General features: G+C 58.3%; 15 protein-coding genes. 13 read left to right on the top strand and 2 right to left on the bottom strand.

The features are described 5' to 3' along the window. The first annotated feature begins 173 nt into the window (after nt 1-173). The 3 genes from G547_RS0114255 to G547_RS0114245 all read left to right on the top strand — a co-directional run bounded on the left by G547_RS0114255 (nt 174) and on the right by G547_RS0114245 (nt 2,188). On the top strand, nt 174-494 hold the full coding sequence (locus G547_RS0114255) for an HvfA family oxazolone/thioamide-modified RiPP metallophore (protein ID WP_027330435.1): 321 nt from the start codon (nt 174-176) through the stop codon (nt 492-494). A 76-nt stretch (nt 495-570) separates the two neighbouring features. After that, on the top strand, nt 571-1,431 hold the full coding sequence (locus tag G547_RS0114250) for an HvfB family MNIO-type RiPP peptide maturase (protein WP_027330434.1): 861 nt from the start codon (nt 571-573) through the stop codon (nt 1,429-1,431). Further along, a complete protein-coding gene (locus G547_RS0114245; RefSeq protein WP_027330433.1) occupies nt 1,415-2,188 on the top strand; it encodes an HvfC family RiPP maturation protein in 774 nt (257 codons plus the stop codon). Before G547_RS0114250 ends, G547_RS0114245 begins: the two co-directional genes overlap by 17 nt. A 40-nt stretch (nt 2,189-2,228) precedes the next feature. On the opposite strand, the gene G547_RS21605 is transcribed toward G547_RS0114245, so the two are convergent. Further along, nucleotides 2,229-4,775: an ExeM/NucH family extracellular endonuclease gene (locus tag G547_RS21605; protein ID WP_084646045.1), complete on the bottom strand. Its 2,547-nt coding sequence runs from the start codon at nt 4,773-4,775 to the stop codon at nt 2,229-2,231. Nucleotides 4,776-5,084: 309 nt separating this feature from the next. Between G547_RS21605 and G547_RS0114235 the strand changes: the two genes are divergently transcribed. The 10 genes from G547_RS0114235 (at nt 5,085) to G547_RS0114190 (ending at nt 18,186) form a co-directional block, all read left to right on the top strand. Beyond that, the gene (locus G547_RS0114235) at nt 5,085-6,785 is read left to right on the top strand and encodes an acetolactate synthase large subunit (RefSeq protein WP_027330432.1); all 1,701 of its coding nucleotides are present in this window, start codon (nt 5,085-5,087) and stop codon (nt 6,783-6,785) included. A 37-nt stretch (nt 6,786-6,822) separates the two neighbouring features. Beyond that, complete coding sequence (locus G547_RS0114230; protein WP_027330431.1) at nt 6,823-8,982, top strand: FAD-dependent oxidoreductase; 2,160 nt, start codon at nt 6,823-6,825, stop codon at nt 8,980-8,982. A gap of 284 nt (nt 8,983-9,266) precedes the next feature. Then, nucleotides 9,267-9,971, top strand: coding sequence for a DUF547 domain-containing protein (locus G547_RS21600; protein ID WP_211224568.1), 705 nt, complete (start codon nt 9,267-9,269; stop codon nt 9,969-9,971). Further along, on the top strand, nt 9,971-12,325 hold the full coding sequence (locus G547_RS0114220; protein WP_051235509.1) for a TonB-dependent receptor: 2,355 nt from the start codon (nt 9,971-9,973) through the stop codon (nt 12,323-12,325). The genes G547_RS21600 and G547_RS0114220 overlap by 1 nt, the downstream gene beginning before the upstream one ends. Further along, nucleotides 12,294-13,442 (top strand): ABC transporter substrate-binding protein, encoded by a 1,149-nt coding sequence (locus tag G547_RS0114215; protein WP_084646043.1) that lies wholly within the window; start codon nt 12,294-12,296, stop codon nt 13,440-13,442. The genes G547_RS0114220 and G547_RS0114215 overlap by 32 nt, the downstream gene beginning before the upstream one ends. After that, entirely contained in the window at nt 13,421-15,076 is a 1,656-nt protein-coding gene (locus tag G547_RS21595) for an ABC transporter permease (RefSeq protein ID WP_051235507.1), read from the top strand. Before G547_RS0114215 ends, G547_RS21595 begins: the two co-directional genes overlap by 22 nt. 14 nt (nt 15,077-15,090) lie before the next feature. Next, a complete protein-coding gene (locus G547_RS0114205; RefSeq protein WP_027330428.1) occupies nt 15,091-15,702 on the top strand; it encodes a CDP-alcohol phosphatidyltransferase family protein in 612 nt (203 codons plus the stop codon). 382 nt (nt 15,703-16,084) lie between these two features. Further along, complete coding sequence (locus G547_RS0114200; RefSeq protein ID WP_157209892.1) at nt 16,085-16,420, top strand: hypothetical protein; 336 nt, start codon at nt 16,085-16,087, stop codon at nt 16,418-16,420. A 267-nt stretch (nt 16,421-16,687) separates the two neighbouring features. Beyond that, complete coding sequence (locus tag G547_RS23470; protein WP_157209891.1) at nt 16,688-17,296, top strand: hypothetical protein; 609 nt, start codon at nt 16,688-16,690, stop codon at nt 17,294-17,296. Between the two features lie 125 nt (nt 17,297-17,421). Beyond that, nucleotides 17,422-18,186: a hypothetical protein gene (locus tag G547_RS0114190; RefSeq protein WP_027330425.1), complete on the top strand. Its 765-nt coding sequence runs from the start codon at nt 17,422-17,424 to the stop codon at nt 18,184-18,186. 108 nt (nt 18,187-18,294) lie between these two features. Here G547_RS0114190 and G547_RS0114185 read toward each other — a convergent pair. Next, a partial coding sequence (locus G547_RS0114185) for a transposase (RefSeq protein WP_027328932.1) occupies nt 18,295-18,502 on the bottom strand: 208 nt, incomplete at its 5' end.

Here is an 18,502-nt window from a genome sequence, read left to right as displayed (position 1 = left end):
GGCAAAATTCATTTTGTGACGGGCGTCGCAATCCGTGAATTCGGCGCCTGATTTGTCGGGACTGTTGTTGTCTGAGTTTTGCGTTATGATCCAGGAAGGGCCCGCGGTAGTAACAGCCCTTGAGTGACGCATTCATTCCATAATTATTTTGCAAACGTTGAAGGAGTAAGACCATGAAATCCATGAAGAAACCCTTGATTGCTTCCGCCAGTGCCGCTTTCCTGATGGGCCTGGGCAGCCAGGCCGCTGTCGCTGAAAACCCCTTTGTGGCTGAGCCCATGAGCAGTGGTTACACCCAAGTGGCCGATAACCATGCTGGCGGGGAAGGCAAATGCGGTGAAGCCAAGTGTGGTGAGAAGAAGGAAAAGGACGCTGAAGGTAAGTGTGGCGAAGGCAAATGCGGTGAGAAAAAAGGCGAGAAGAAAGAGCGCCACAAAGACGGTGAAGGCAAGTGTGGTGAAGGTAAGTGCGGCGAAGGCAAAAGCGAGTCCTGAGCCTGGCGAAACGGGAGCTTCGGGCTCCCGTTTTTGCAAGCCACTCATGCCGGTTATCGCGATAGAGTGATTGTCTATGAAAACCACCTTTCCCTCCCCCGCCAGCGTCGGGCTCGGGCTGCGGCGAGAAATGCTCAACCAGTTGCCACCCGCGCCTGATGGCCGCATCGACTTTCTGGAAGTGGCGCCGGAAAACTGGATGGCCATGGGCGGCTCCCTGGGGGAGCAGTTTAAAGCATTGACCGAACGTTACACCTTTACTACCCACGGTTTATCTTTATCCATCGGCAGCCCGGCTCCGTTGGATACTGACTTCGTAAAACGCATCAAACACTTTCTGGATGAGCACGGCATTGCACTTTATTCAGAACACCTCAGCGCCTGCAGCGACGACGGCCACCTCTATGACCTGATGCCCGTTCCCTTTACCGAAAGCGGCGTGCACTGGATCGCCGGACGGATACGCCAGGTTCAGGATATTCTTGAGCGACGCATCGCGCTGGAAAACGTCTCCTACTACGCGCCAGTCACCACCGACAGTATGCCGGTGCCGGAACTGGATGAAGCGACCTTTATTCGGGCGGTTCTGGAAGAGGCGGATTGCGACTTGTTGCTCGACGTGAACAACGCCTACGTCAACAGTATCAACCACCGCTACGACCCGGAAACGTTCATTCGCTCCATGCCCGCCGAGCGCATTCACTATATGCACATCGCCGGGCACTATCAGGAAGCGGAAGACCTGCTGGTGGATACCCACGGCGCCGATGTTATCGATCCGGTCTGGCGGCTGCTGGATGTGGCCTACGATCATGCCGGCGTGTGTCCGACCCTGTTGGAGCGGGACTTCAATTTACCGCCGCTGAACGAATTGTTGAAAGAAGTGGAACAGGTGCGCTCGCACCAGGGCGAGGTGGCTCATGTCAGCGCCGGATGATTATCGCGAGGCCCTGAAGCGGTTTGCCGGAGCGATTCGGGACCCACAGGGGCAGCCCCACTCAGTGGTCGAACCGCGCCGGATGAAAATTTACCAGGACCTGTTCTTCAACAACCTGAACAACTTCCTGAGCACTAACTTTCCCGTATTCAAATCCCTGATGCCGGAAGACTGGTGGCAGCGGGAGGTGCGAGGGTTTATGCAGCACCATCGGTGTGGGAGCCCCCTGTTTTCCGAAATTGGTCGAGAGTACATCGACTACGTCAACTCCGACAAACGGCCGGTGACACCGGAGGACCCGCCTTTTATGGCGGAGCTGCTGCACTACGAATGGGTGGAGCTGGCCTTGCAGATTGCACCGGCGCCCCAGATACCGGCCGGTTTGAGCAAAGACCTGTTGAACCATCGCCCGGTGCTGTCACCGCTGGCCTGGATGCTGGAGTACGACTACCCGGTGAACCGGATCGCACCGGATTTTCAGCCCAGCGAGCCGCCCGAGCAACCCACGTGGGTGCTGGTCTATCGCAGCCGGGACCGGCGGGTGTCCTTTATGGCCTTGAACGCGTTCAGCGCGCGGTTGCTCACGTTGCTGGAGCAGGCACAGAGTAAGAGTGGCCGGATGCTGCTGGAACAGCTGCTGGAAGAATCCCCCGGTGTGGATCCGGAAGCGTTGATGACCGGTGGTGAAATGCTGCTGCAACAGCTTCACGACCTGGGCGTCCTGTTGGGCGCCCAGCCGCTCGACGAAAAATCATAATCGACGAACAACCAAAGGCCGTCCCTGGCCCACATCGGCGTCAGTGCCTCCAGGCCCAGGTGGCCTTTCCGCGGCGATCGCGCCACTGCGCCAGCTTCTGTTCCCGCCACAGGTACTTCCACTGTTTCAGGTCCCGGGCATCGATGCGGCGATTGCCGTCCAGGTCATAGCCAGTGTTGTGGTCGGTGACCGGGCGGCGGAACTGATGAATCAGCGCCAGCATGTCCCACAGGTCCAGCCGGTCATTGCCAGTAAAATCGCCAGCGACCGGTGTATCCAGCTGCAACTCCACCAGCACCGGGTCGTGATCGGAGGAGCGCCAGAGTTCATCGCTGTAGTAGGTCACCACTTGCGAGGGTGTCTTGTACTCGGTGTTGTAGTCCAGAATGCGGGGCTCGTCCGCGTTGATCGCCCATTGGGTCGCGCCGGTGACCTGCTCCGCCAGGGACTCGCTCGCCAGGGCGTGATCCAGATGGCCCGCCTTGCCGTCAAACACATAGCTGTAAGTGGTGCCCTGCGAAAAGCTGGCGGGCAGATCGGTGTAGCCCGCGGCCTTAAGAGCGTCGATTGGGTCTTCCAGTGCGTAGGCATTCAGGTCGCCCAGAATCAGCGTGTCCGGATCCCCGCTGCCGGTGGGGTCGCTGGCAAGCCAGTCCGCCATCGCTTGCGCCGCAAGCGTTCGGGTCTGGTTGCAGTTTCCCTGGCCATCGTTCTGGTCCGGGTCGCCCAAGTCGTCGCAGTCCGAGCCCTTGGATTTGAGGTGCGCCACCGCCAAGGTCAACACCTCGCCTGAGGCGCTGTGCTCAAAACTCTGCGCCAGCACCGGCCGGTTCTTGGTATCGACAAAGCGGCTGTCCACACTGCCATCCAGAATCGCCGCGTCACCTTCCAGAGCCACCCGGTCCGGGCGATAGAGGAAGCCGACCGCAATCGCGTCGGTACCGATGGCATTCACGCCCGGGTCGACGTAGGTGTAATCCACACCGGCTTCCGACAGGCCTTCAACCAGGTCCGCGATGGCACTGTCCGCGCCGTAGCCATCGTTTTCAATTTCCACGAGCCCGACGATGTCGGCGTTCATGGTGGCCAGGGCCTGAATGATCTTCGCCCGCTGGCGCTCGAACTCCTCGGCAGAATCGGCACCACGGCTGGTGGGAAAGCCCCCGCCCTGGCCATCGCCGTTAAAGTAGTTCAACACATTGAAGGCGGCCACGGTCAGGTTGCCCTTCCCCGGCAGTGAGGGAGCACTCGGGCGAGGATTGGCGGCCATAAAGGTGGGCGCCTGAACCGGGTGTACACGGTATTCGCTGAAGCCGTAGGCCATCACCCCGGTCAGTGCCACCACCTGGTCGCCGGAGCGCACGGTGTTGTAGGCGCCCAGTTCGGGGGCCGGGTAGGGCACCACTGGAGGGTTCTGCACGGTACTGCCATCATCCAGAATTACGCGGTCCAGAGCCTGGGCGTCGGCCACGGCATTGGCGGCAGCGCCCGGCTCGGCCACTTGGGTCGGGGTGAAATGCCGTTCGGAGCTCAACAGCAGTTCGCCGTAGCGGCCCAGGTTGTAGTTCTCATTCACCGTCAGTGGCTGGGCGATGCTCACGCGCATGGATTCCAGCGCCTCCAGTTCGCTCCGGTCTGAAACCGGAAGGCTCAGCTCTGCCGAGCTCACAGACAGACCCTGAGCACAGACCTCCACAGAGGCCACATTATCCAACTGGGTCATCTCGTAGTATTCACTCACTGACCCGGACACCCGCACCAGGTCACCCATGGCAAGCTTGTGGGTGGTGTTGCCGGTGTATACGAACAGCCCTTCCGAGGTATTCGGGTCGTCGTCGATCAGAGTGTCGCGCTCCTGCAGGAAGAAACCGCCGAGAGCGTCACTGCCCTGGAACAGGCCCACCACAACCGCCTCGACCGAGACTGGGGTGTCCGCGAGCGGGCTGGCCTCGCCGTCGCCCTGGATGGCGTGCAGGCGCGTGGCCGGGTCGCCGCACTGGCCGGTCAGCGGCGGCTCCGGGTCGGTGCCGCCGTTGCCATCGAGCAGGCCGAGCCCGTCAAAGGTATCCTGGGCAAAGCCGTCCCATTCAGCCGCCGGATCAAAGGCGTCCGAGCCGTCGATATCGCCCTGGGTGATGTCCGTCTTGCGGCGCAGGGTATTGTTCTGGGTGCTGGTGTCGCCGCTGCCCCACTGGCTGCCGGGGTCGCCCCCGATCTGGCCGATCACATCCAGCACGTCGCCATCGCGCACCAGCGCAATGGCGTCATCGCCATTGAACCAACCCGAGCCGTTGGTCAGGTCCGCCTCGGCCAGAATCGCCGGGTCCGCGCTGCTTTGTGCGAGTACGTATACATCATCGGCCGCCAGGGTGCCGCTCAGCGACAGCGTGAGGCCGGCGCTTGCGTTGCCATTGTAGAAAAACTGTACCTGGTAGCCGTCCAGAGGCTGGGGGTCGCCACTCGTGTTGGCAATTTCCAGGGCTTTGTTGTTGCTGGCGCCTTCAATATATTCGGAGAAATATAAATCCGCGTTTGCGCCCGCGGGTAACAGCAGGCTGATGGAAAGAAGGGAGAGACATAGTCGCATAGGGAGCTCCTTGCTGATGGAAGGTCCCGTATTGTGAGACGTTGGCGTGACGGCGCTGTTTAATCTTGATGACAATGCTGTGGCAAGGTAGTGACGGTCTGGAAAGGTGATAGTGGCAGTTGTTTTTGAGTGTTTGTTCAGCTTGAATAGGGGCACCTCCTGCCGGGCTGACCAAGCGATTGCGCGAGAAGCTCCACCATGGCTGCTGGCTGATCTGAGGGAGCTTCTCGACGTACACTGATGTCTGGTCGGCGCCGAAGCGGCTTCGGCTGTTGACTGACGAGGGACATCCAACTGAAAGGGGTATTGATGAAAGCATCGGATCTGTTCGTCAAAGCGCTGGAAGCCGAGGGGGTTGAGCGCGTTTTTGGCGTACCCGGCGAAGAAAACCTGGACCTGCTGGACTCGCTCTCCCGGTCCTCCATCGAACTGGTGCTGACCCGCCACGAGCAGGCGGCGGGCTTTATGGCGGCCACCGAAGGGCGCCTCACGGGCCGGACGGGGGTATGCCTCGCGACCTTGGGGCCGGGGGCGACCAACCTGGTAACGGCGGCGGCCTACGCGCAGCTTGGCGCCATGCCAATGCTCATGGTCACGGGCCAGAAGCCGATCAGAACCAGTAAACAGGGCGAGTTTCAGATCATTGATGTGGTGGACATGATGACGCCACTGACCAAGTACACCCGCCAGATCGTGAGCGGCCAGGCCATACCGGCCCGGGTTCGCGAGGCGTTTCGCCGGGCGGAGCTGGAACGGCCCGGCGCCGTGCATCTGGAGCTGCCCGAAGATGTTGCCCAGGAATCCACCGAAGCGGCGGTAATCCCTTCCAGCCGAGCGGACTGCCCTCAGGCCTCCCGTCACTCATTGGACATGGCGACAGACATGATCCGAGAGGCGAAGCGCCCGCTGCTGCTGATCGGGGCCAGCGCCAGTCGCTACGATATTCGCCAGTCCCTCAAGCAACTGGTCGATAAAACCGGCATTCCCTGGGTTGCCACCCAGATGGGTAAGGGCGTGCTCGATGAAAGGCACCCTGGCTACCTGGGAACGGCGGCGCTCTCCAGTGATGATTTTGTCCACCGGGCCTTTGAAGTCGCTGATCTGATTGTGAACATCGGCCACGATGTGATCGAAAAGCCGCCGTTCGTGATGGGAGCCGACACGAAGGAGGGGGCCTGTACCCTGGGAACCGGGGAGCGCCTGGCCCCCTGCGGCGATGCCCGGGTCATCCACCTCAACTACGTGCCCGCCTCGGTCGACAGTGTGTATTACCCGCACCAGGGGGTGATTGGCGATATGGCCGAGAGCGTCGAGCAGCTGGCCGAGCGGCTGACTGCCCAGAGCCACTGGGACTTCGCCCCCTTCGAGCGGGTGCGTCAGGGGTTTGTCGATCAGCTTGCGGCCCACTCGCAGGACGAGCGGGTGCCGATGGACCCGCAACGGCTGGTGGCCGAAATGCGCGCGCTGATGCCGGATGACGGCATTCTGGCGTTGGACAACGGCATCTACAAACTCTGGTTTGCCCGCAACTACCTCGCCCATCGTCCCAACACGCTGCTGCTGGATAACGCCCTCGCCAGCATGGGGGCGGGACTTCCTTCCGCGATGGCCGCCAAGTTGGTGCACCCGGAGCGCCGGGTCGTCGCCGTGTGCGGCGATGGCGGTTTTATGATGAACTCACAGGAGATGGAAACGGCGGTGCGGTTGAAGCTGGACCTGGTGGTCTTGGTGCTGCGCGATGATGCCTACGGAATGATTCGTTGGAAGCAGCGACACATGGGCTTTTCGGACTACGGCTTACGCTATGGTAACCCGGACTTTGTCCGCTACGCGGAGAGTTATGGCGCCAAAGGCGTGGAAATTTCCTCGATCCCTCAACTGACCGACAGCATCAACAATGCCTGGCATGAAGGCGGCGTTCACCTGATCGTGGTGCCGGTCAATTACGAGGACAATGAACCGCTGTTGAACCACCGTATTCCCGCCCTGAGCGGGTCGCTCACACTCTAGCTGCTATCATGTTGCTCCTCGACCAGAAGGACTCAGAATGAAACGCTTGATCATTATTGCCGTTATCGCCGCCCTGGTGGCCGCGTTCTTCGGGTTTGGATGGAACGAATACTTGACGTTGGAGCAGCTCAAAAGCAGCCAATCGTGGTTCGAGCAGCGTCTCAGTGACTATCCGGTGCTGATTCCCGCTCTATACTTTGCGATCTATGTGGTGGTGACGGCGTTGTCACTGCCCGGCGCCGCTGTGATGACCATCGCCGGCGGCGCGCTATTCGGGCTTTGGCAGGGCTTGTTGTTGGTCTCCTTTGCCTCCAGCATTGGCGCGACGCTCGCGTTTCTGGTGGCCCGCTTTCTGTTGCGCGCCTCCGTGCAACAGCGCTTTGGTGAGCGGTTAAAAGCCATTAACCGCGGCATCGAGCGCGACGGCGCCTTCTATCTGTTCACCCTGCGGCTGGTACCGATCTTTCCCTTTTTTGTGATCAACCTGGTGATGGGGCTGACCGGCCTTAAAACCTGGACCTTCTACTGGATCAGCCAGGTCGGCATGCTGGCGGGCACCGCCGTTTACGTCAACGCCGGCACCCAACTGGCGGATATCGAAAGCGTTGGCGGTATTTTCTCCGCCGAGCTGATCCTGTCCTTCGCGCTGCTGGGAATCTTCCCCTGGATCGCCAAGGCCATTGTCCGCCTTGTGCAGCGCCGCCGTGTGTACAAGCAGTGGCAAAAGCCCAAGCACTTTGATCGCAACCTCGTCGTCATCGGCGCTGGCGCTGGCGGTCTCGTGTCCGCCTACATCGCCGCGACGGTCAAAGCCAAAGTCACCCTGGTGGAAACCCACAAAATGGGTGGCGACTGCCTCAATTACGGCTGCGTGCCCAGCAAAGCCCTGATCAAAAGCGCCAAAGTCGCCCACCAGATGCGCCATGCCGACCAATACGGCCTGACCGCCACCCAGCCCGAATTCAGCTTCCGCTCGGTGATGGAGCGCATCCACCGGATCATCAAAGACGTCGAGCCCCACGATAGCGTTGAGCGTTACACCGGCCTGGGGGTGGACGTGGTACAAGGCTACGCGACCCTGGTCGATCCCTGGACGGTAGATATCGCCCTGAACGACGGCGGCACCCAACGGCTGACCACCCGCAGCATCGTCATCGCCGCCGGTGCCGAGCCCCTGGTTCCCGACCTGCCCGGTCTGGAAGACAGCGACTACGTCACCAGCGACACCCTATGGGACCGTTTCTCCGAACTGGACACCCCCCCGAAACGCCTCATCGTCCTCGGCGGCGGCCCCATCGGCTCGGAACTCTCCCACGCCTTCGCTCGCTTGGGCTCCCAGGTGAGCCAGGTGGAACGCGGCCCGAGAATTCTCTCCAAAGAAGACGAAGAAGTCTCGGAGGTGGCGCGCCAGACCATGACCGCCGATGGCGTCGACGTGCTGACCGAACACGAGGCACTGCGCTGCGAACGCGACGGTGACGAGAAAATCCTCGTCGTGAAACACAAAGGCGAAGAAAAGCGCATCCCGTTTGACCAACTGCTGGTCGCCGTCGGCCGCAAAGCCCGCCTGAAAGGCTACGGCCTGGAAACCCTCGGCATCCGCACCGAACGCACCGTCATCACCAACGAATACCTGGAAACCCTCTACCCCAACATCTACGCCGCCGGCGATGTGGCGAGCCCCTACCAATTCACCCACACCGCCGCCCACATGGCCTGGTACGCCGCCGTCAACGCCCTGTTCGGCCAATTCAAACGCTTCAAAGTCGACTACTCCGTCATCCCCTGGACCACCTTCATCGACCCCGAAATCGCCCGCGTCGGCATCAGCGAAACCGACGCCATCGAACAAGGCATCGACTACGAAATCGCCCGCTTCGAACTGGACGACCTCGACCGCGCCATCGCCGACAGCGCCACCACCGGCTTCATCAAAGTCATAACCCCCAAAGGCAAAGACAAAATCCTAGGCGCCGTCATCGTCGGCACGGAGGCCAGCAACCTCATGGCCGAATTCATCCTCGCCATGCGCCACGGCCTCGGCCTCAACAAAATCCTGGGCACCATCCACACCTACCCGACGTTTTCCGAAGCCAACAAATACACCGCCGGCGAATGGAAAAAAGCTCACAAACCCGAAACGATTTTGAAATGGCTGGAGAAATACCACACATGGAGAAGAGGAGGGGAGGAGTAATGATGCCGCTAACTCACAGAATTATCTTACGTAGCTCTGAGGCACGATTTGAAGTGAACCCATCCAAGACCGTGAGCCGAGGGACTCGCGCTCTCGAGCGTACAGGGATGTATTCACCGCGTGTCTTGGATGGGTTCACTTCAAAGCGGGCCGGTCTCTCCGCTGCCTTTGAAGGAGTGTTGAAGCACCTGTTGTTTCTGGTGATGGTGTTAATAAGCAACGTTGCTTGGTCAGAAACTTTTGACCATAGCCACGCTACCTTCTCTATCGTCTTGGAGAACCACGTGACCTGGAACGACGCCGGCACCGCCACTACCGTGGACTACAAAACCCTAAAAGCCAACCCGGCCAACCTGACCCAATACCTCACCCAACTCTCCAGCGTCCAAAAAACCACCTTCGACGACTGGACCAAAAACCAACAACTCGCCTACCTCATCAACACCTACAACGCCTACACCCTAAAACTCATCATCGACCACTACCCGGAAGACAGCATCCGAGACATCGGCCCCTTCTGGAAAACCCCCTGGGAAATCAAATTCATCCCCCTGTTCAGTGAAAAGCGAAGCCTCGACTATGTTGAACACCAACGGATTCGCGAGCCCGGCGCCTACAATGAACCGCGCATCCACTTCGCCGTCAACTGCGCCTCCATCGGCTGCCCGGCCCTGCGCACCGAACCCTTCACTGCCGACAAGCTCGAACAACAACTCGAAGACAGCACCCAACGCTTTCTTCGCGACAACACCCGCAACCGCTATCGCGATGGCGAGCTGCAAGTCTCCCCCATCTTCAAATGGTACCGGGAAGATTTTCAGAAAGGCTGGAATGGTGTGAACAGTCTCAACGAGTTCTTTCTGCGCTACGCTGAGGCGCTCGAATTGAGCGATGCGCAACGTCAGGAACTGAAGAACGACAATATGACCTACAAGTTTCTCGACTACGATTGGTCATTGAATGACAACCTCAAAGGAGCCATGAATTAATGAAGCACCGTTTACCCGGCCGACCCACGCCCTTGACCGTCCTCCGCACCTTCGGCGCCAGCGCCGCCTTGACAGCCGGCCTGTCCGCCCAAGCCCAAACCAGCGACATCCAGGACGTCCTCGTGGTCGGCGAAGCCCTGAGCGGCATGGGCAATATCCGCAGTGAAGACGTCGAAGGCCCTTTCGGTCTCAATCAGAGCATCGCCGACATCGGCCGTTCCATCACCCCGGTGACCGAAGCCATGCTCAACGAAGTGGCCATCGACAACCTGCAGGAGCTCCAACGGGTCGCGCCCAATACCTTCCAGGCCAAAGGCTTTGGCGCTCCGAGCCTGCCCACACTGCGCGGGCAATTGGGTGAAGTGTTTTCCGCCGGCATGCGCCGGCAAGTGGGCAACAACGGCCTGGGCATTCCGTTATCCTTCAACTCCGTCGGGCAGATCGATATCGTACGCGGCACCCCGTCGGTCATTCTCGGGACCACGCAGCGCACCGGCGGCTTTGTGAACATCACACCCAAGCGGCCCGACCTCACCGAAAACAACGGTCGCCTCAGCCTGACCGGCGGCGAGTGGGACCAGTACGGCGCCCAGCTTGATTACTCCTGGGTGCTGGAGCCCGAACGCCAGGGCGCGCGCTTAAGCCTGGAACACAAAGACGAAGGCAGTTTTTATGACTACAGCGGATTGGAAAGCACCAACCTGTTCGCCGCCTATCGCCTGCTGCCCAGTGACAACACCGAGTGGAACCTCTCCCTCGAATACTACGACGTGGAGTGGACCGACAACGCCGGTATCAACCGCCCCACACAGGATCTGATTGATCACGGCTTGTATGTGCAAGGGCAGGGCGTTCAGCCCAACGGTTCCACCGTACCGGGCGCCTTTGCCGTGGTCAGCCCCACGGGCGAAGTCCAAATTCCAAGGAGCCGTACGCATACCCATCCGGACGATATCAACGGCGCTGAAACCCTGCTTTTGCACTCGGTGCTCAACACCGAGCTGAGCGATTCGGTCCGGTTGGTCAACCGCAGCTACTACGAACATCTGGAACGGGAAGAAATCGCCCAGAACAGCTTTGTCGAAATTGTCGACGGCGCCGACACCTTTGAAAACCGCCTGGAACTGCACATCGACAACACCATTGTCGGGGCCAACATCCGCTACAACGACGTGCTCGGTTACAGCCAGTTCACCACCGAAGCAGATCTGCCCACCGACCTGACCGGCCCGCTCAGCAACCGGGAAATTCCGCTCACCGATGCGCAGAAGTCGCGCTTGGTGGAATTGCGCCCGGGCGTGTTTGTTTCTCCGGGGGCGCAATATGATCTCGATAACGACGGCAGTGGTGACTTCAACCTTTCCGACACCACTGACTCCACCAGTTGGCAGACCGGCCTGTTCGCCCAGCACCGCCAGCCGCTCAACGAAAAGCTCCAACTCACCTTGGGCGTGCGCGGTGACTGGTACGACGTCACCGCCCGGGATGCCCTGCCGCCGGAAGGGGCTCAGGGCGCGAGCGACAGCCATCACGACTTTCTCAAAGCCGGCGAAGCCAGCCTGCACTATCAGGCCACCGACGCGGTGAACCTCTACGCCACCAGCAGCTACAGTGAGTCCACCTCCAACAGCATGGCCGGCGGCAATGTGCTGGGCGCGAACAACGAAATCGACCCGCTCAACTTCGCCACCGAAAACACCCTGTTCGAACTGGGCGCGAAATACGCCCCGGCCGGTTCGCCTTGGTACGCAGATATGGCGGTCTTTGATCAGACCCGCAGCCTGCGCAACCGCGATGGCAGCAACAGCGGTGTCGCCACTAAAGGCCTGGAAGCCCAATTGTTCTACCGGGGTGAGCAGGCCTGGGCCAGCGTCGGCTTTAACCTTCTCGATGCCGAGTTCGACAACTCCGCTGCCTTCCAGGCCGCCGAGCGGGTGACGGATGCGTTTGACAACTCCCGTCCTGATATCGTCGGAGGCACCGGCGTGGGTGCGCCCAACTTTGCGGCCTTCCCCGCCTCCAATCAGCGGCTTCACGGTCTGCCGGATTGGAGTATCTCAGCGGCGGGCGGGTACGAGCTGGACAATCATTGGTCGTTTGGCGGCTCGGCGGTCATCACCAGTGACTACCCCCTGGATTACTTGCAGACGGTCATCATCCCGGAGCAGTTCACCCTGAACGCGAACGTCACTTATGAGTTCAACCAGGGCGCCAGCCGCATCCGCCTGGACGTGTTCAACCTCACCGACGAAGAGAACTGGACACCGGTCTTTGAAGGCGGTTACTTTGGTTCCTCATTGGTCTTCCCGGAATTGCCACGGCATGTTCAGATTCAGTTTACGCAGACGTTTTAACGGCGCCGTGATCGCGCTGCTCGCTCTGGTGGCGGGCAGTGCTCAGGCTGAGGACGACTGGTCCCAAGTGCTCGAGCAGGCGCGGGGTGAGACCGTCTATTTTTACGCCTGGGGCGGCTCGGATTCGGTGAACCGCTATCTGCGCTGGGCGGATGGCGAGCTGCGCTCGCGCTACGGCGTCACACTGCAGCACGTGAAAGTCAGCGACATCGCCCAAGCCGTGCATCGCTTGCGTACCGATAAGGATGCTGGTCGAACGCAAGGCGGCGCGATTGACCTGTTGTGGATCAACGGCGAAAATTTCCACGCCCTGAAGCGCGACCAGCTGTTGGAACCGGAACTGTTATCCGCCGTCCCCAACCATACCCAACTGTTGACGGACAAGTTGCCATTGCAGAGCGACTTCGGCGTACCGGTGGACGGCCTGGAAGTGCCCTGGGGCATGGGCCAGTTCAACATGATCGCCCGGGAAAACACCTTCTCGAACGAGAAGGTCACACCACAGCAACTGCTGCAGTATGCCCGGGAGCACCCCGGCCGACTGAGCTACCCCAAGCCACCGGATTTTATCGGCACCACGTTTTTAAAATCCCTGCTGCAAGCGCTTGCCGGTAACGACGAGCGTCTGTACCAGCCCGCGACCGATAAAGCCGCCGCCGAACTCTTGCCCGAGCTGTGGGCTTATCTGGACAAACTCCACCCGTTGTTGTGGGAAAAGGGCGAAACCTTTCCCCAGTCTTCCGCGCAACAGTTGCAGTGGCTGGCCGATGGGCAACTGCACGTGGCATTCAGTTTTAACCCGCAGGAAATGGCGGCCAAGGTTAAAGCGGGGCGTTTGCCCGCCTCGGTGAGTCAGCATTATTTTTCTCAGGGCGCGATCACCAACAGTCACTACCTGGCCGTGCCCCGCAATGCCTCCCATAAAGCCGCCGCCAAAGTCGCCATCAACTTTCTGATTTCCGAGCCGGCGCAACAGCGCAAGGCGGACACTGAGCATTGGGGTGACCCGGCAGTCATTGAGCTGCCCGATGCCCCGGCGCTACTACCCACCGCGCCGGAACTGCACGCCAGTTGGCAAAGCCTGCTGGAGGACGAGTGGCTCGCGCGTTACCAGTAAACCGCTGGCTGACGGCGGGGGCAGGCCTGTGCATCGGCTTGCTGGTGGCGGTACCGGTGCTGATATCGGCAGCGCTCTATGGGGCCGACCTTTCCGCCTTCAGCGCCTCGGCCCTGCAACGGTTTGTTGCGACGCCCGGCCTATTGCAGTCGCTTAGCTATTCGTTGGTGCTCGCCGTCGTCGCGCCCTTGCTTGCCTGCTACGTGGCCCTGGCGTTCAGCCTCTATCGCCCGAACCGATTGTTGGGCTGGCTCTCTCCCTTTCTCTCCATTCCGCACCTCGCGTTCGCCGTGGGTGTGGTGTTTTTGTTCAGCCCTACCGGCTGGTGGGTGCGCGCTTTATATGGCCTCTTCGGCGTATTCGAATCACCGCCCAGCTCCGCCCTGTTGGCCGATCGGTCCTTATGGACGCTCCTGTGGGTGCTGGTACTGAAAGAAATTCCGTTTCTGTTGCTGATGACCCAAAGCGCGCTCACCCAGATTCCCGCCCAGCGCTACCTGCAAGTGGGGCAAACCCTCGGGCACTCCCGCATTGCCAGTTGGTGGCAACTGGTCGTGCCCGAACTGCTCATCCGCCTGCGCCTGCCCATGGCGGCGGTCATTGTGTATACCCTCTCGGTGGTGGATGTTCCCCTCTTGATCGGCCCTAACCTGCCGGGGGTATGGGCGCAGCAGGTGTTTCAGTGGCAACAGGACTTTCAGCCCGGCGCCCAGCAGTCGGCCGTATTGGGCGGCCTGGTGTTACTGCTGTTGGCCGCGCTTTTGTTGTGGCTCAACCGGCAGCACGAACGGGCCTACAGCGCCCTGCTTCGCTGGCGCCGCCAGAGTGACAGACCGCTTACCCGATGGATGGCCCGCATCGGCGCCGCTCTGCAAACGGCGACCCGCCTGTGGCTACCGCTGATGATACTTGTCTCCGCCGGCGTGATCGCGGCGTTGCTGGTCTGGTCCTTCGCCTCCGGCTGGTTTTACCCGGCACTGCTGCCCGAGGCGTTCAACCTGTCCACCTGGCGCAGTGAATGGGAGTTCCTGGCGCCGTTGCTCTGGCAGACCCTGTCCCTGGCGTTGGTCAGTGCCACTCTGGGCCTGGCCGCCGCGCTGCTCTGCCTGGAATGGCAGGCCCGCCGGGAGCATTATTGGCCCCAATGGTGGTTATTGCTCGGCCTGCTCCTGCCGCAGCTGCCGCTGGTCATGGGCTGGCAATTCGGCCTCAGCCTGTTTCACCGCGACCCGCACTGGGGCTGGGTACTCTGGTCCCACAGCGTGTTCACCTTTCCGTATGCCTACCTGGTGCTGAATGGCGACTACCGACGCTTCAACCGCCGCTGGCTGCTGGTCAGCCAGAGCCTGGGCCACTCGGCCCTCAAAAGCTGGTGCAGAGTGCTGGTCCCGATACTCAGGCAACCCATGATGTACGCCTGGGTTATCGCCTTTTCCGTCAGCGTCGCCCTCTACCTGCCCACCCAACTGTTGGGGGCAGGGCGCGTTGTCACGATTACCACCGAAGCGGTGAACATCGGCAGCGGTGGCGATCGCCGCCTGCTCGGCCTCTACGCCCTCTGGCAAATGCTACTGCCGCTCACCGCCCTGATCATCGCCGCCCTCGCGTCCGGCCGCCGACGCGCGAACCTTTAAACACGGAGACCGTAATGCTCGACACCCGACTCATTCCACTGATCCGCCCGCCGCTCAACAGGCTCGCCCAGACACTGAACCGCCGGGGTATTCGAGCGGACCAGGTGACCGTCGTGGGCTTTATCATCGGTATGCTCGCCGTGCCGCTGCTGTGGATGGAGTGGTACACCGCCGCGCTGATCGCCATCGCCCTCAACCGCCTGGGCGACGGCCTGGACGGCGCCGTGGCCAGAATCCAGGGGCTGAGCGATGCCGGCGGCTTTCTGGACATCGTGCTGGACTTTATTTTCTACAACGCCATCGCCTTCGGCTTCCTGCTCGCCAACCCCGAGCAAAACGCCCTCTGGGCCGGCCTGCTCATGTTCTCCTTCGCCGGCACCGGCACTACCTTCCTGGCCTTCGCCATCATGGCCAACAAACACCAGCTGGACAGCCCCAACTACCCGCAGAAATCCCTCTACTACATGGGCGGCCTGACCGAAGGCACCGAGACCATTATTGCGTTCGTCCTGTTCTGCCTCTTCCCGCAGCACTTCCCCTGGCTGGCCGGAATATTTGCCCTGATGTGCTGGATAACCACCTCGGCGAGAATACGGGCGGGGTACACCACTTTGAGGGGGCTGTGACCGCGAGGACAGACTCAGGCCGTGGCTCCTTAAGAGCCGAGTTTTTTTGGGGGCGTGGTATGGGTTACCGATGTATTTCCGTATAAGATCCTACACAGGGAAAGTTTCCGTATTTTGTGCTACGGTTTTTATAGCTATGCATTCTAAGCCTTGAGTGACGCGGCCTCTGAGGCATGGTATAACGGCAGTCAAATGTGAAAGACGGAAAGTTTCCGGGTTTAAATACGGAAACTTTCCGTCTAATAATATTGTTAAGGTACCCATGAGATTCATCGTATCGTCCATAATTCTGATCGTCTCCGTTAGTTCACATGCTTGGGAGTGTGGGGAATACGATAGATATACTCAGCCTATAGAAAAGCACCTTGAGTTGGCGTCGGATGTGATTATTGGTGACGTAATGCGTGGTGAGGTTGGGCAAGGTAAAAAATACGGCTACGATGTGCAGCTTACATTCCGTCCGACTTTAATAATTAAGGGAAGTATGAAGCGTGATGTAACTTTATATACCAGCTCTCAACCACCTTTTGATCGTTTTGAATTGGGTGGGACTTATGCAATATTTTTGTATGGTTCTAATGAAGTGAGTTTTTGCAGTATGGTCTTGCCATTTTGGGTTTCTATTTCCTCAAGGGAAGAGCTTGAAGAGTATATTAATCGCAAGGATATTGAAGGGGTTGTTAATTATAAGCCCCTTTTAGATTACGTAAAACCTTAACAAGTTGCTGCACGCTGACACCTGCTACTACGTTCGTTTTTGTGTCTTTCGCTGCGCTCCATTTTTACACAAAAACACTCTCCGCAGCAGGTGCAGGTGAGCAAAGCGTTAGCAAGAGGAGGGAATGTGCGATTAATGCCTGTTGAAAGGGAACAGTGGTTTTTAGTTCTGGAGCAGAATGTCTCTGAGCTGTGCTATTCGTGCGCGCCGTTGGTTGAGTCACCTGTCCACAGGCATCTTGAGCATGGTTTCGCGAGAAGGCTTTACATGTTGCAAGCATCTCGTATGCATTTTGAGAATTTATTCTCGGAAAATCGAAGCAAGCCTCTTGAACCACATGAGTCTACTTTAGCTGCTCTACATGCAAATGCATTCTATGTAGGTATCCGCGGAGCACTTGACAATCTCGCCTGGGCAGCTCAGTTTCAGTTCTCTCTATTCAGTGGAGTTACTGAAGGAGGGAAAGGTCGAGGAAAAATTGATCTTTTTAAAGACTGCTTTGTTGAAGCAGTCGAGGAGCGATTTCGCGTTTTGGGAGAAAAGTTGCGTGCAAAACAAGAATGGTCACAAGATTTCAAGAAATTTCGTGATCCAGCTGCGCACCGAATCCCAATATATGTACCTCCCGGTGTGGTTAGGAAGCAGGAACTTGAAGAGTATATGGACGAGCTGTCCCGTGAGAGCATGAGCGCCTTAGGAACTTCGCCTCAGGTAAATTGCGATGGGGTAGAAACTTTGGCCCATCCAGTACCGGTAATGATACTCGGAGGGGATTCACTTTCTGCATATCCTCTTTTTTATCAGATTAAAAAAGATTACCGTCGTTTTCTGTCCATTTCCAGATCTGTAATTTGTGAAATTAAGAGCAATTGCTAACAATGCCATTAAATACGCTCCCTGCGGTCGCCGGACCTCGTTTCACTAGGCCGTTTATGGCGGGCGTTAATGAGTGGGGTGGCATTGAGCCCATACCCAGAGGAAGCTAGAAATGGAGATAGTTAGTGTTTGAGGGCATTGATAAGCTGCTTGAGTCTGTTGGCTCTGGGAACATAGTCAATAGCCTAATTTTTTTGGCTTTAGATCTTTTCATTGTGTTTGTTTTGATCAATGGAATATTAACGTGGCGCGATAACAAGCGATGGGCTCCACTAAGGCGAGATGTTTACAGCCAAGCACATCTTTTGGTTTTTTTGATTTTTCACGCCGCTCGAAGCGCTTTGCGAAAGGACAAGGAAAGCGAGCTCAACAACGAGTCGATTCACACAATGCTTCATTTTATTCAAGAAGCGAAGCAAACAAATTCCAAGTTGTCGAAAAGATTAGCGCTCTATGGTTCAGGTCTTGGTGAGAAAATGCTGCCTCAGATGGCAGTCATTAACGAAGAGTGTGAAGATTTTATTAAATACTTAGAGTTCTCGATCCTTTCTTTTTCTCCTGAGTATGCGAAAAAGAACTGCTACTTCTACAATTCTTTCAAAATGAAATCCCTTGAGGAAGCGGTAGGCGCCCTAAAACAGATGAAAAGCAATCACTCAAAGAACGTTGCAAACCAAAGAATCACAAAAGATAAAGGTTTTGATTTTGAGTGGGTGTCTTCTTACTTTTCTGCATTGGCAAAACTAGATCCTCGAGTGGTTCTGAGCAAGGATGATATTAACTCTGAGTTTGCTCAAGAGGTGGTAGTTTTAGGGACCAGCGAGCTATCTGAGATAGCAAGCAGTCCTGAAGTACAAAAAATGACGATCAGAACACTTAGATCTTTTTGAAATGAGGTCACAGCGTGGGGCGTGGCCAGACGGCAACTGTGCCTATGGTCCAGGTGTAACCATTAACAAGCGACTGTGATCCCCGGTCAACACCTACAGGCTAAAAATTTAAGCTTCTTGCCATAGGCAGTCATCCCGAACCATGGCATTAAGAATCGTCACCATCTTGCGCATGCAAGCCGTCAGCGCCACCTTTTTGTGTTTGCCAGCGTTGACCAAAGAGTGGTAGAACCGCTTCATCACCGGGTTGTGTTGAATGGCTGACATCATTGCCATGTAGAGCACGGTCCTGATTGGAGCTCGGCCGCCACGGATG

It is taken from the genome of Marinimicrobium agarilyticum DSM 16975 (genome assembly GCF_000423345.1).
GTDB classification, from domain to species: Bacteria; Pseudomonadota; Gammaproteobacteria; order Pseudomonadales; family Cellvibrionaceae; genus Marinimicrobium; species Marinimicrobium agarilyticum.
The sequence above is the reverse complement of the archived record's forward strand: the minus strand, read 5'-3'. Positions and strand labels throughout refer to the sequence as shown.